Source organism: Pseudarthrobacter sp. Y6, assembly GCF_050156205.1.
In the GTDB taxonomy this organism is placed as follows: Bacteria; Actinomycetota; Actinomycetes; order Actinomycetales; family Micrococcaceae; genus Arthrobacter.
In genome coordinates, this window is sequence record NZ_CP189574.1 from 853,667 (window position 1) to 866,884 (window position 13,218).

Consider the following 13,218-nt stretch of genomic DNA (forward strand, 5'->3'; position numbering starts at 1 on the left):
GCTGCTACTCGGCCGGCTTGATGACGTAGCCGGCTCCCCGCACGGTATGGATCATGGGCGGGTGCACCGCCTCCACCTTCTTGCGCAGGTAGGAGATGTAGAGCTCCACGATGTTGGCCTGGCCGCCGAAGTCATAGTTCCAGACGCGGTCAAGGATCTGGGCCTTGCTGATCACGCGTTTGGGGTTCTCCATGAGGTACCGGAGCAGTTCGAACTGGGTGGCCGTGAGCTGGAGGTCATCGCCCGCACGGGTCACTTCGCGCGTATCGATGTTGAGGACAAGATCGCCCACCACAAGTTCGGCTGTGTCCATCGTGGCAACGCCGGACCAGGCGGTGCAGCCGCAGCAGGACCTCCTCCATGCTGAACGGCTTGGTCACATAGTCATCCCCGCCGGCCGCGGGGCCCAGGATCCTGTCCTGGACGGCGTCCTTGGCGGTCAGGAAAAGCGCGGGTACCTCCGGCGCGAAGGCGCGGATCCTGCCCAGCAGTTCAACGCCGTCGAACCCTGGCAGCATCACGTCCAGCACCAGGACGTCCGGGCGGAACTCCTTGGCACGCTTGACGGCCTCCGGGGCCATCCGAAGCCACGGCAACGGACCATCCGGCCATGCGCAGCCCCATGCTCATGAGTTCGGAAAGGCTGGGTTCGTCGTCAACCACCAGGGCGCGGATGGGGGAGCCGTCCGGGTGGGTCAGTTGCGGAAGGTTGTTGGTCATGGAGTGCGAAGTGGCCATGGGACAACTCTCCGATCATTCGGTTAGCCCGCGCTATGGGGTTCCTGTGCGCACGCTGTGAATCCCAGCCTAGCGAGCTGAGTGGGGGGAGATGGGTGCCGAGAATGCGCGGGCCGGAGCCATTTCCGCTGGACAGGTAGCAAAAGGCAACGAGCAATTCCGGCAAGTCATGGCGCGGTGAATTTCATGGACTTAGCATCATTAAAGAGCGAAGATTGTTCGCCGCGAGGGGCCATTTGCGCACCCTTGGCGGACAACAACTCCCATTTTGTCGCCATTTCAGAATGGTGATCTGTAACACAAAACCGTATTCTGTCTCAGCATGCGGAACAAGGCACCCATTGTTACTTGCAAGTTTTCATTGTTACGTTGCACACTTCAATTGTGAACAAGAACTCAACAGCACCTGCAGCCGCAGAATATTGGCCCAGCACATCCGCTGCTGCCGACATGCGCTGTTGCCGAATGCACGCCTGACCTTCAGACCCACGAAGTTCCTAGGCATTCGCCCCCAGCCCAGCGTAGGGCGCCTTCCCCAGATCTCATTGCGGGGACAACCAGCATTCGAGCCGCGATGACGGCCATTCACATTGAGGTAAGCATTCATGTCAGTTGCATCCGGATACGTCCACATCTCCGTCCGTAACGCAGGCAAGGCCAGTCAGGCCTCCGGCCTCCGCCAGGGGTTCGGTGCCCGACCGGCATTCGCCCCGGCAGCCCCCGGCGCCAGCTTTCCCGCCCCCGGCTACGCACCCCAGGGCTACAACCCCAATTCCTACGGCCAGCTCCGCGCCGTCCAGCCTGCCGAAGCCGCGCCGCTGACCGCGCCTACTCCGGTTGTCGCGGGACCAAACGCTTTACGGCCCGTCGCAAACGACACCGTGGCCCGTGGATTTGTCCTCTACATGGGCATCGACGAGGAGACCGCAGCGGCTGCCGGAACCTCCATTGCCAAACTTGCCCAGGAAATCCGCGCTTACGCACAGTCACTCGTGACCGGTGCCGAAAGCTACGCGGCCGTGGCCGTGGCCCCGGCCGGCACCCCGGGTTCCGCGCTCGACGTCGTCCGTTCCACCTTCGGCGACCCCACCGTGAACGCCCAGAAGCGCGCCGAGAACGCCCGGCTGCAGCAGCCCCAGGACCCGCGCCCGTCCGGCGTCCTGATCGACCTTGCCCGCCGCGAAGTCCACCTGGACGGCGAATCCCTGAACCTGACCTTCAAGGAATTCGAACTCCTGAACTACCTGGTGGAAAACGGCACCCGCACGGTTGGCCGCGATGAACTGCTCGAGGGCCTGTGGCGCAACGCCGAGGAAGTCCCCAACGAGCGCACCATCGACGTCCACATCCGCCGCCTCCGCTCCAAGCTGGGCCGCCTCGCCAACACCGTCCGTACCGTCCGCGGCCAGGGCTACCGCTTCTACGAGCACCCCGAAGTTATTGTCTGGGCCGCTCCGGAATACTCGATCTAGTCCTTCAGCGACGCGCCAAAGCGGCCGTACCCACTGGGGGCGGCCGCTTTCGCTTTCGCGGCACGATCCCTCTGCGCCTGCACTCGCGCCTCGCGCAACAACGGCGCTCCCGGGATGTCCCGCTTCGCTGCATCGCCCACTACGCGAAATGCCGCTTTTGTGCGTCCAGGCCCGAGAGCATTGGCCTCCGCGGCTGGTTCGACGGCGGCGCCGTGGGTCCCGCAGGTCTAGGCTTGGGGGATGAGCGACCACCACATCAAACGCCTGGTGATCATGCGGCACGCCAAGGCCGACTGGCCCGGCGGCGTGGCGGATCATGAGCGGCCGCTGGAGGAGCGAGGACACCGCGAGGCGCCTCTGGCCGGCAAGTGGCTGGTCAAGCACGGCATCCTCCCGGACTTCATCCTGTGTTCCAGCGCGCTGCGCACCCGCCAGACCTGCACCTGGGTGTGCTCGGAACTGGGGGATAAGGCCCCGACGCCGAAACTTGAGGACGGCCTCTACGCCGCCTCTGCGCTGCGGATGCTCGCCGTGGTCAACCACGTGCCTGACACGGTCACCACGCTGATGCTCATCTCGCACATGCCTGGCGTCCAGGACCTCGCGATGCACCTGGCGTCACGCGATTCAAACCACGACGCCTACATGGACGCCGCCACCCGCTACCCCACCAGCGCCCTCACTGTGCTGGAAACGGAAAAATCCTGGGCCGAGCTGGACGGGCAGGATGCCCGGCTGACCAAGTTCAAGGTCCCGCGAGCCCACTGACCCCAGGGGACCCGGTGACCCCAGCAGACCCGGCGACCCCAGGGGACTCACTGACCCCAGGGGACCCAGCGACCTCGCGCAGCAGCCCGGCGACGTGCTGGATGCCCGGGCTGGCCGCCATGGTCCGGCGGTACACGATGCCCACCTGCCTGACCTGCGTGGGGTTGACCAGTGGCAGGCATGCGACGTCGGGTGGCAGCGCGGGCCGGCCGAGCCGGGGGACCAGCGCCACGACGGCTCCCTGCTCCACTAGGGCGATGTGGGTTGCAAAGTCAGGATCGTAGACCCTGATGTCCGGCACCCGGCCAAGATCGGCGAAGATCCTCAGCAGTGCCTCGTTGCAGATGGCACCGTGCGGCGTGCTGATCCACCGCTCATCCACGAGGTCCGCCGGTTCCACCTGGCCGCGTCCTGCCAGCGGATGGTCGCGGTGCACCAGGACGTCAGCAACGTCCTCGCACAGCCACTCAAGCGTCATATGTTCCGGTATCACCAGCGGGACGGAGTTCCAATTGTGGAACACACCCAGGTCCGCCTCCCCGTTGGCCACCCGCGCCACGGCTTCCCTCGGGTCCTCGGCGAGCACACTGATGTCCAGGTCCGCTCCGGATGAAGCCAGCCGTCCCAGCAGCGGCCCCACGAGGCCCCGGCAGGCCGTGGAAAAGGAAACAACCCTGAGGTGCCCGGTGGGTTTGGCCGGATCCGCCAACAGGGTGGATTCCAGTTCCTCGAGCTCCGACAGGATGCGCCGGCCGTAGGCTGCCAGGGTGAGCCCCCGCTCGGTCAGCAGCACCCCGCGGCCTCGGCGCTCCAGGACGGGGAACCCGGTCTGCTTCTCCAGCTTCTTGATCTGCTGGGAGACGGCCGACGGACTGAAGCCCATCACCTCCGACGCCGCTATGACCGAACCGTGTTGTTCAATCGCCGCCAGTGCCCGGAGCGAACCGATCTCAATCATGAAGCAAACGTACATGATTCGACGCAGAATTCAACGCTGGTGCTTCATCTATCGTTCTGCAAGAGTGGGACCGTGAACCTCCGACACTCCCTCCTTGCGGCCTTGGTCGCCGTTCTCTGGGGCCTGAACTTCGTGGCCATCGACTTCGGACTGCATGCGAACGGCCGTGAGGTTCCCCCACTGCTGTTTGTGGCCATGCGGTTCCTCCTGGTGGTCTTCCCCTGGATTTTCTTCATCAGGAAGCCCGACGTCAGCTGGAAGGCGATCATCGGCGTCGGCGTCTTTATGAGTGCGGGCCAGTTCGGCCTCCTCTACCTGGCCATGGCGCTGGGCATGCCGGCGGGCCTCGCCTCCCTTGTCCTCCAGGCGCAGGTGCTACTCACCGTCCTCCTGGCTGCCGGGTTCCTGCGGGAGCGTCCCAGCCGGAGCCAACTGACCGGCGTCGTTCTCGGCGTTGGGGGCCTGGTCGTGGTGGCCGTCGGCCGCAGTGCCGTGGCCCCGCTGCTGCCGCTCATCATCGTCCTGGGAGCCGCGCTGTCCTGGGCTGCCGGCAACGTCATTGCGCGTCAGGCCAAAGCCGCCTCCGGGCTGGGGCTGGTGGTCTGGTCCGGCGCAGTGGTGCCGCTGCCCCTCGCTGGGCTGTCGCTGCTGGTGGACGGCCCGGACGCGGTGTTCAGCACGCTGGCAGACCTCCAGGCGGCCACGATCCTAAGTGCACTGTATACGGCCATTTTCGCGTCGCTGGTGGGGTACGGAATCTGGAACCGGCTCCTGGCCAGCTACCCGTCGTCGGCCGTGGTGCCCTTTACCCTGCTGGTTCCCGTGGTGGGCATGAGCGCTGCCTGGCTGGCATTGGGGGAGGTCCCGACGCCGGCCGAACTGGCTGGCGGGCTGCTCCTCCTGGGAGGGGTGGCGACGGCTGTGCTCGCCGGTCGAGGCCGGCGGGGTCGGCGGGGTCAGCGGCGGGGCGCCGGTTTGGCACCCGTCTTGGTGCCCGGCTTGGGTGCCGGCTTGCGGACCGGGGAGGCGGACGACGACGGCCGCTTGGCTGCCGAGGCAGGCATCCGGGCAGGCATCCGGGCAGGCGCACGGAGCCCTGGCGAGCGCTGAGTGGTGGCGGCGCCCCGGGGTGCCGTGCCCCGGGTTGCCGCGCCCCGGGCTGCAGGACGCCGCGCAGCAGGCCGGCCGGCACCGGATGCGGGCCGCCGCTTGGCTGGCGAGGGCCTCCGTTTCGCAGTCCCCAGCCGCCTTCCCGCTGGCCACGCAACGCCAAGGAAGAGGACCAGGAGCGTAGCCACTGCTGAGGCGGCACCCCAGTAGAAATAGTTGTCCGGATCCCCGGTGGGGAGCGGTGTGCCAAAGAACGACGACTGCTCGGCGAAGGCCAGCTCCCAGGTGCTGACGAAGGCCAGGGAAAAGGCAGTGGTGAGGCTGGATCCCGCAGCGGTGGCCACCAACACAAAGTGGCGCCCGCGTACCAGGACCTCCGCGACGGCCGCCACGTAGGCCAGCGCAACCAGGCCCAGGAACGTGACCATCACGGCCTCTTCCAGGGTGATGGCGGTGAGCACCAGCATGCCCAAGGCGGCGACGGCCGCGATCACGGCGAACTTCCCGCTGTTACCCATGTGGCGCATGTGTTCAATCATCCCCGCTACTTCACGACATAGCCGCGCATGATTGCCATGATTGCTGCAACGCTTTGGTCACGGGTTCGTTCGGGGTTGTAGGTCTGCCGGTCCAGCCCCACCACAAAGCAGGCGCCAAAGATCGCCGTTTCGAGGCTGCCCCGCGAGACAGACCTGTCTGCAGGATAGACAGCAGCCACGTTCTCTATAGCCGTGCCGATGACGGCCAGGAGTTCAGATCGGAGCACAGCGAACGTGTCCCGCCATTCGCTGGGAGTCCGCCAGTTTTCGCTCACCCATAAACGGGCGAAGGACGGGTAATCGGCCATAAAATCCATGGCGTGGCCGATCATCGCCTCCATGGCCACCAGGGGATCGGCCCCGGGCTGCCCGGCCTCGCTGAGCAGACGCGCCTTCAGGATGTCCACGCCGTGCCGCAGCAGCTGCGCGATCAGATCCGATTTGCTGCCGAAGTTGTAGTAGACAGTGCCCTTGGAGACGCCCGCTGCCGCGGCGATCTCGTCCACAGTGACACCCGCTGCGCCACGCTGCCCGATCAGCTCCATGGACGCGTCGAAGAGCTTCTGCCGGGTGGCATTGGTCCGGGACGGGCGGAGTTTCTTCTCGGCCGGACCGTGCATGGCCGGATCGTGCCCTTCAGGATCAGGCGCAGGCTCAGGATCAGGCACGCCGGATCCGGGCACGGGCTGGCTCATACCGCGATCTCCGGCTTGAGCGTTTTCAGGGTCCAGTACTTGTGCTTTCGGACCGCAAACGTGGACATCGCCGCGCCCAGCAACGTGTAGCCGAGCAGCCCCAGGACAGTGGGCACGATCCCGGACAGGTCCGCGCCGTAGATGAGGTGCCGCATGCCCGTGACCACGTAGCCCATGGGCAGGATTTCGTGGACAACATGGAGAGGCTGCGGGGTGGTCTGCCAGGGGAACGTGCCGCCCGAGGACACCAGCTGTAGCACCAGCAGGATCAGCACCACCAGCTTGCCGGGTGACCCCAGCAGCGCCACGATGCCTTGGATGATGGCGCTGAATGCCATGGCCGCGGCAAGCATAAACAGCCACATCAGCACGGGATGCGCGGGGTTGAGGCCCAGTGCCAGATTCACCACGAGAGTCAGCAGGCTGGCCTGCACTACTGAGACGGCCAGGAACGGAAGCCAGCCGCCGACGGCGATTTTCCAGGCCGGGGCGTTCGACGCCAAGGCGCGTTGGGTGATGGGCCGCATCGCCTGGACCAGCATAAAGATGCCGATCCACAGGGCGAGCGTCAGGAAGAACGGTGCCAGCCCCGCGCCGTAGGAGTCAGCTTTTGCCTGCGAGACGTTGCTGACGGCAACCGGGTCAGCAATCACCTCTGAGAGGCTGCTCTTCTGCGAATCGTCGGGGTTGGGAACCTGTCCGGCTCCCTTGGCAATTTCGTCGGCCAGCGTCCGCGAGCCGTCAGCGGCGGTGCCGGCCCCCGCCTCAAGCTGCCCCGCGCCGGCGTCGAGCGTTTGCGCTCCTTCGACGAGGCGTCCGGCGCCGTCCAGCGCAGACTGCTCGCCGGTGGCCAGCGTGGCCGCCCCGGTATGGAGCTGGTCAGCGCCACCGGAGGCCTTGACAATGGCGTCCTTCAGCGCAGGGGTGGCCGTTGCCAGCTGGGCTGCGCCGACGCTCACAGCCTCGGAGCCGTCCGCCAGCTGCTGGATCTGGCCGGCGTCGGTCTGGATCCGGGCCTTCGCTGCGGCCACGGGGCTGGAGGCGGCCACAGCATCGAAGTCGGCCAGGATCTTGTCGGCCTGCACTTGGGTGATCGCTTCGGACGCGACCAGGCGGGCATTCGATTCGATCACGCGCGTCCGGAGCCCCTGGTCCGCGGCATCAAGTTGCGTGACGACGTCCTGGACCTTGGTGTTCAGCTGAGCGTTCCCCGCGGCCACCTGGGCCGCGCCGTTGGCCAGCGTCCGGGTGTCCGTGGGCAGGGTGGCGGTCTTGTCCTTCAGGACGGAGAGCCCGCTGCTGAGCTGCCCGGCACCGTCGGTCAGCTGGTTGGCGCCGTCACGTAATTTCAGCTGCCCGTTGTAGAGCTCGCCCGCTCCTGCGCTCAGCTCGCCGGTGCCCGTATGCAGCGTGACGGTCCCGTCGCGGAGGGTGGCCACGCCGTCCGCCAGTTGTCCGGCGCCGTCTGCGGCCTTGAGCATCTGGGCGTGGATGGTGCCGAAGCCGGTGAGCAACTGGGTCGCCGTCTCTTCGCCTACTTCCTTGGCCACAGTTGTGTGCACCGCCGTGGTCAGTTTGTCCACGATGGTGCTCAGCAGGTAATTGTTGGCATCGTTGGTGGTGACGTTCAGCATCGCCTGGCTGGCCGAATCGAAGCTGCCGGGTGACACCAGGTTGGTTGAGAATTCCGCGGGGATTTTCAGTGCAAATGCGTACTTGCCGCTACTGACGCCTGCATCCGCCTCGGCCGCCGTGGGGACCGACTGCCAGTTGAAGACGTTGCCCTCCACCAGGCCGTCCGCGACCTTCTTGCCCGCCTGGAGTTCGGTGCCGTCGCTGGACGTGGCACCGGTGTCTTCCACCACGAGGGCGGCGTCGATCTGGTTCAGGTTCCCGTAGGGATTCCAGTTGGCGTACAGGTACACGGCCCCGTAAAGGAGCGGCACCATGATCAGGGCCAGAATGGTCAGCTTCGGCAGCAACCCGCTGGTCATTCGCTTGAGTTCGGAACGGGCCAGCCGCAGCACGGTCACTTGGCATCCTCGGTTTCGAGTAAGAGAGCTTCTGTTTCTTCGTCTGTCAGGTCAGGTTCATCAGGCGCTTCGTCGACGTCCGGGACGGCGTTGCCGATCACCGTGGCCGGCCCCGTCCACCCTGCCGGGAGGGCAGTTACGGTGACGACGACGGCGAGCGGCCGGCCGGCGTCGTACGCCAGCGTCTCAATCCGCGGGAGCCAGTCCGCAGCGTGGGCACCGTGCCGGTCGGGGGAGTCCACCACCAGGAGGTCGGTGTGCGGGTTGGCGAGGGCGAGGGCCGTGAGCAGTTCAATGCGCCGGTCCGGCGCCAGCTGTTCCGTCCACAGGTCCGCGATGTCCTCGAAGCTGTTGACTTTGAGCCAGGGTTTGCTGAGGAGCGCGCCCCGGTAGCGGCGGGGGATCAGCGCGAGGTCCTCGGTGACAAGGTCGCGGACGCTGAGGTGCTGCTCGGGTTCGTTCACGTTGGGGGAATCCACCAGGGCGCTCGCGAGCCGGAGGGATTTGGTGCGTTCGTTGGCATCCCACGCGATCCGGCCGCCAGTGGGTTTCATGCGTCCGCTGATGGTCAGGGCCAGGGCTGTCCGCTGGTCCTGGCGTTCGGCGGTGACGAGGAGGAGTTCACCCCGGCCGACCCGAAGAGAGGTGGGCGGGAGCAAATCGTCGCGCCGGCCTTTCACAAGGAGCTGCTGTACGGAGAGCAAAAATGGCCTTTCGACGGGGTATGTCCGCCTCAAGCCTAACTGAACTGACTGGTCAGTTCAAATAGCGCCGGTGGAGTGGGCCTGGGTGAAGTGGGCCAGCGCGAACGGGCGCTTGCGGCACCTCACTACAGGCCGTACTTCTCCAGGAGCCGCAGCCACACCTCGCTGACGGTGGGAAAGGACGGCACGGCATGCCACAGCCGCTCCAGCGGGACTTCGCCCACCACGGCGATGGTGGCGGCGTGCAGCAGTTCACCCACGTCCGGGCCCGCGAAAGTGGCTCCCAGCAGGACCCGGCGGTCCTCATCCACCACCAGTTGCGCCCAGCCCTCGTAGTGTTCGGAGTGCAGGGACGAACCCGACACCTCGATGGGCAGCTCCACGGACGACACGTTGTAGCCGTCCTGCTTCGCCTGCTCCACCGTGCGCCCCACGGCGGCCAGTTCGGGATCGGTGAACACCACGCTTGGCACGGCGTACTGGTTGGCGGTCTGCGCGTACCGGCTCCAGGCCGCCGGCGCGCCGCTGAGCTCGCCCTTGGCGCGGGCCGCGATGGCGTCACCCGTAGCCCGGGCCTCGTACTTGCCCTGGTGCGTGAAAAAGTTACTGCCGGCGGCGTCGCCAACAGCGTAGAGCCAGGGATCCTCGCCCTTCTCGTCAGGGGCGCCCGGGGAGCTCTGGACACCCTGGACTAGGCCAGTGGAGTCGGTGGTCAGCTTCAGCGGCTGCCCGTCCTGGGCCTCGAAGCCCAGGCTTTCCAGTCCAAGCCCTTCAAGGGCGGGATGCCGGCCCGTTGAAACGAGGACCCGTTCGGCAGTGACAGTGGTTCGGCCGTCCAGCGTCTGGTCCTGAAGTGTCAGGGTGTAGGTGCCGTCGTCGTTTTCCCGGACACTTTCGGTGGACGTGTTGAGGCGGACCGCCACGCCGTCCGCGCGCAGACTTGCGGTCACAAGTTTGGTGGCCTCTGCAGGGAACGTGCCCAGCAGTCCGCTCCTGGCCACCAGCGTCACGTCCGAGCCCAGGCGTGCAAATGCCTGCGCCAACTCGGTGCCCGCTACGCCCCCGCCGATCACAGCCAGGCGCTCCGGCACGTCCTTGGCCGAGGTGGCTTCGCGTGTGCCCCAAACCTGCAGGTCCGCCAGCCCTTCGATGGGAGGTGTGGTGGGTGTGGAGCCGGTGGCTAGTACGACGGCGTGACGCGCTTTGAGCTCGTAAGCGTTGCCGTCCAGCCCGGCTACTTCAACGGTGCGCGGCGCGGTGATCCAGCCGTGGCCACGGATCAGCTCAATCCCGGTATCTTCCAGCCACTTCACCTGGCTGTCGTCCTGCCAGTTTGCCGTGAAATAGTCCCTGCGCTTAAGGACCGCCGCTGCATCCAGTGTCAGGGTGACGGCTTCTACTGCGCCGGGTACAGACTGTGCGCCGTGCAGGGCTGTGCCGGGGCGGAGCAGGGCTTTGGACGGCATGCAGGCCCAATACGAGCATTCGCCGCCCACCAGTTCGGCTTCAATAAGAGCAGCCGTCAGGCCGCCCTGGATCACGCGGTCGGCGACGTTTTCCCCCACGGCACCAGCACCGATCACAATGACATCGAATTCACGTTGCAGCGGTTCGGGCGTCATTCGTCCAGCCTACGCCCGCCTCGCGGGAGGCGGGGAGCGCCGGCGTCGTCAATCAGGTGACGACAGAACTGCGTAACTTTTGACCGAGCAGGGCCGGCTCACCCGCGCGAGTCCAAGGGCGGTGCGGGGTTTGCTACCAAAAGTGACGCATTTCCGTCGGGAAGCCGCGGGTAGCCCCGGCTGTCCATATGGCTGAGGCCGGCGGCAGGCAAGTGCCTTGGCTTAAAGACAAAAAAGGCCCGCATCGGCGAACCGATACGGGCCTTATCTCTGTGCGCCCAGAGGGATTCGAACCCCCGGCCTTCTGTTCCGTAGACAGACGCTCTATCCAGCTGAGCTATGGGCGCATCTTGTGTTTCGCGGAGTTTCTCGCTCCCCGAACCTCGAATTACTTTACGCGAGGGTGGCCCGGAGTTCCAAATCGAGGAGCATGTAATCTAGCCGACTAGACCGGTCTAGGTGACCTTCGTCACATAATTTCAGCAATTTATGCGCGGTTTCCTTGAATTTGCGCGGTTTTCGGCTCAAACGCTCACGAACGTGCACGGCTGGTCCGGCTTGGGTCCCTTGGGCGGCCAATAGCATTTAGGACACACCACTGACCCCGAGGAAGGGAACCGCAATGGGCGATCTCGCACGACTGCCGCTGCTTGAGAAAGCACCCACTACACATGCTGGCCTGCTGGCATGGGTCGAAGAGGTTGCAGAACTTACTCAGCCGGACAGCATCCAATGGGTTGACGGTACCGAAGAGGAAAACACGCGCCTCACCGACGAACTTGTCGCAGCAGGAACGCTGACGCGCCTGAACCAGGAGCTCTTCCCCAACTCTTTCGCGGCATTCTCTGATCCCGCGGACGTAGCCCGCGTGGAAGAACAGACCTTCATCTGCTCCGAGAAGGAGCACGACGCCGGCTTCACCAATAACTGGATGGCCCCGGCCGAGATGAAGCAGAAGCTGCGCGGACTGTTCGCCGGCTCCATGCGCGGCCGCACTATGTACGTGATCCCGTTCGTTATGGGCCACCTGGATGCCGAAGATCCCAAGTTCGGCGTCGAGATCACCGACAGCGCCTACGTTGTTGCCTCGATGCGCATCATGGCCCGCATCGGCACCGACGTGCTGAACCGCATCACCGAGACCAACGCGTTCTTCGTCCCGGCCCTGCACTCCCTGGGTGCGCCGCTCGAAGCCGGCCAGGCCGACGTGCCGTGGCCGTGCAACCCGGACAAGTGGATCGTCCACTTCCCCGAGGAGCGCTCCATCTGGTCCTACGGCTCCGGCTACGGCGGAAACGCGCTGCTGGGCAAGAAGTGCTACGCACTCCGCATCGCCTCCGTGATGGCCCGCGACGAAGGCTGGCTGGCCGAGCACATGCTCATCCTGAAGCTGACGTCCCCGGAGCAGAAGACATACTACGTCTCGGCTGCCTTCCCGTCCGCCTGCGGCAAGACCAACCTTGCGCTGCTTGATCCGACCATCGACGGCTGGAAGGTCGAAACCCTGGGTGACGACATCACCTGGATGCGCTTCGGCAAGGAAGGCGAGCTCCGCGCCGTCAACCCCGAGGCAGGCCTTTTCGGCGTGGCTCCCGGCACCGGCTGGGGCACTAACCCCAACGCCATGCGCGCCATCGCCAAGGGCAACAGCATTTTCACCAACGTGGCACTGACCGACGGCGGCGGCGTGTGGTGGGAGGGTATGACCGAGGAAGTGCCGGCGCACCTCACCGACTGGCAGGGCAACTCCTGGACGCCTGATTCGGACAAGCCCGCCGCCCACCCGAACTCCCGCTTCTGCACGCCGATCGACCAGATCGACATGCTGGCCGAGGAGTACAACAACCCGGACGGCGTGGAGCTTTCCGCGATCCTGTTCGGTGGCCGCCGCAAGACCACCATCCCTCTGGTGACCGAGGCCCGCAGCTGGTCAAACGGCATCTTCATGGGTTCCACGCTGTCCTCCGAGACCACCGCCGCGGCAGCCGGGGCAGTGGGCGTGGTTCGCCGCGACCCCATGGCCATGCTGCCGTTCATGGGCTACGACGCCGGCGACTACCTCAACCACTGGGTGAACCTGTCCGCCAAGGGCAACCCGGATCGCCTGCCCAAGATCTTCCTGGTCAACTGGTTCCGCCGCACGGCCGAGGGTGGCTTCGCCTGGCCTGGCTTCGGCGACAACGCCCGTGTCCTCAAGTGGGCCATCGAGCGCCTGGAAGGCAAGGCAGACGCCGTCGAGACGCCGATCGGTTTTGTTCCCACCGGCGAATCCATCGACCTCAAGGGCCTGGACATGACCCCCGCACAGGTCGAGGAAGCTGTCCGCGTTGACCCGGCCGAGTGGGCCACCGAGCTCGCGTCCATCGAGGAGTGGTTCGCCAACTTCGGCGATTCCCTCCCCGAGGCACTGCAGTCCGAGCTTGCCGGCCTGAAATCCCGCCTGGGGTAGGTCCCCACCGCAAAGTACGACGGCGGCCCCGCACCTTTTGCAAGAAAGGTTCGGGGCCGCCGTCGTGCTCCGCACGAAAGGACACTTCGGGCCCCTCCTGGACGCGCGAAAGAACACTTAAGCACCGGGG

9 protein-coding genes, 1 tRNA gene and 1 pseudogene are annotated in these 13,218 nt (G+C 65.8%); 4 read left to right on the top strand and 7 right to left on the bottom strand.

Translation table 11 applies throughout. From position 1 onward, the window contains the following. Positions 1 to 4 precede the first annotated feature (4 nt). A pseudogene (locus tag ACQCSW_RS04205) lies at positions 5 to 738 on the bottom strand (response regulator transcription factor). A gap of 605 nt (positions 739 to 1,343) precedes the next feature. Here ACQCSW_RS04205 and ACQCSW_RS04210 point away from each other — a divergent pair. Both ACQCSW_RS04210 and ACQCSW_RS04215 read left to right on the top strand, forming a co-directional pair. Then, the gene (locus ACQCSW_RS04210; protein ID WP_354252435.1) at positions 1,344 to 2,210 is read left to right on the top strand and encodes a winged helix-turn-helix domain-containing protein; all 867 of its coding nucleotides are present in this window, start codon (positions 1,344 to 1,346) and stop codon (positions 2,208 to 2,210) included. Positions 2,211 to 2,450: 240 nt separating this feature from the next. Next, complete coding sequence (locus tag ACQCSW_RS04215; RefSeq protein ID WP_354252436.1) at positions 2,451 to 2,978, top strand: histidine phosphatase family protein; 528 nt, start codon at positions 2,451 to 2,453, stop codon at positions 2,976 to 2,978. On the opposite strand, the gene ACQCSW_RS04220 is transcribed toward ACQCSW_RS04215, so the two are convergent. Next, on the bottom strand, positions 2,956 to 3,936 hold the full coding sequence (locus ACQCSW_RS04220) for a LysR family transcriptional regulator (RefSeq protein ID WP_426989640.1): 981 nt from the start codon (positions 3,934 to 3,936) through the stop codon (positions 2,956 to 2,958). The two genes, ACQCSW_RS04215 and ACQCSW_RS04220, sit on opposite strands and share 23 nt — an antisense overlap. A gap of 72 nt (positions 3,937 to 4,008) precedes the next feature. Between ACQCSW_RS04220 and ACQCSW_RS04225 the strand changes: the two genes are divergently transcribed. Then, positions 4,009 to 5,046, top strand: coding sequence for an EamA family transporter (locus ACQCSW_RS04225; protein ID WP_426989641.1), 1,038 nt, complete (start codon positions 4,009 to 4,011; stop codon positions 5,044 to 5,046). A 544-nt stretch (positions 5,047 to 5,590) separates the two neighbouring features. On the opposite strand, the gene ACQCSW_RS04230 is transcribed toward ACQCSW_RS04225, so the two are convergent. The 5 genes from ACQCSW_RS04230 to ACQCSW_RS04250 form a co-directional block, all read right to left on the bottom strand. Next, positions 5,591 to 6,205 (bottom strand): TetR/AcrR family transcriptional regulator, encoded by a 615-nt coding sequence (locus ACQCSW_RS04230; protein ID WP_426990618.1) that lies wholly within the window; start codon positions 6,203 to 6,205, stop codon positions 5,591 to 5,593. Between the two features lie 71 nt (positions 6,206 to 6,276). Further along, the gene (locus ACQCSW_RS04235; protein WP_426989643.1) at positions 6,277 to 8,313 is read right to left on the bottom strand and encodes a YhgE/Pip family protein; all 2,037 of its coding nucleotides are present in this window, start codon (positions 8,311 to 8,313) and stop codon (positions 6,277 to 6,279) included. Continuing rightward, positions 8,310 to 9,017, bottom strand: coding sequence for an ABC transporter ATP-binding protein (locus ACQCSW_RS04240; protein WP_426989644.1), 708 nt, complete (start codon positions 9,015 to 9,017; stop codon positions 8,310 to 8,312). The genes ACQCSW_RS04235 and ACQCSW_RS04240 overlap by 4 nt, the downstream gene beginning before the upstream one ends. Positions 9,018 to 9,142: 125 nt before the next feature. Next, the gene (locus tag ACQCSW_RS04245; RefSeq protein ID WP_426989645.1) at positions 9,143 to 10,639 is read right to left on the bottom strand and encodes a dihydrolipoyl dehydrogenase family protein; all 1,497 of its coding nucleotides are present in this window, start codon (positions 10,637 to 10,639) and stop codon (positions 9,143 to 9,145) included. A gap of 273 nt (positions 10,640 to 10,912) precedes the next feature. Beyond that, a tRNA-Arg gene (locus ACQCSW_RS04250) sits at positions 10,913 to 10,986 on the bottom strand. A 275-nt stretch (positions 10,987 to 11,261) separates the two neighbouring features. Between ACQCSW_RS04250 and ACQCSW_RS04255 the strand changes: the two genes are divergently transcribed. Continuing rightward, entirely contained in the window at positions 11,262 to 13,088 is a 1,827-nt protein-coding gene (locus ACQCSW_RS04255) for a phosphoenolpyruvate carboxykinase (GTP) (RefSeq protein ID WP_426989646.1), read from the top strand. The last annotated feature ends 130 nt before the right edge of the window (positions 13,089 to 13,218 follow it).

Excerpts from the sequence above, each read along its gene's own strand:
- ACQCSW_RS04210 (WP_354252435.1), top strand. The coding sequence starts at position 1,344 with ATGTCAGTTGCATCCGGATACGTCCACATCTCCGTCCGTAACGCAGGC.
- ACQCSW_RS04215 (WP_354252436.1), top strand. The coding sequence starts at position 2,451 with ATGAGCGACCACCACATCAAACGCCTGGTGATCATGCGGCACGCCAAG.
- ACQCSW_RS04255 (WP_426989646.1), top strand. The coding sequence starts at position 11,262 with ATGGGCGATCTCGCACGACTGCCGCTGCTTGAGAAAGCACCCACTACA.
- ACQCSW_RS04245 (WP_426989645.1), bottom strand. The coding sequence starts at position 10,639 with ATGACGCCCGAACCGCTGCAACGTGAATTCGATGTCATTGTGATCGGT.
- ACQCSW_RS04230 (WP_426990618.1), bottom strand. The coding sequence starts at position 6,205 with ATGCACGGTCCGGCCGAGAAGAAACTCCGCCCGTCCCGGACCAATGCC.
- ACQCSW_RS04220 (WP_426989640.1), bottom strand. The coding sequence starts at position 3,936 with ATGATTGAGATCGGTTCGCTCCGGGCACTGGCGGCGATTGAACAACAC.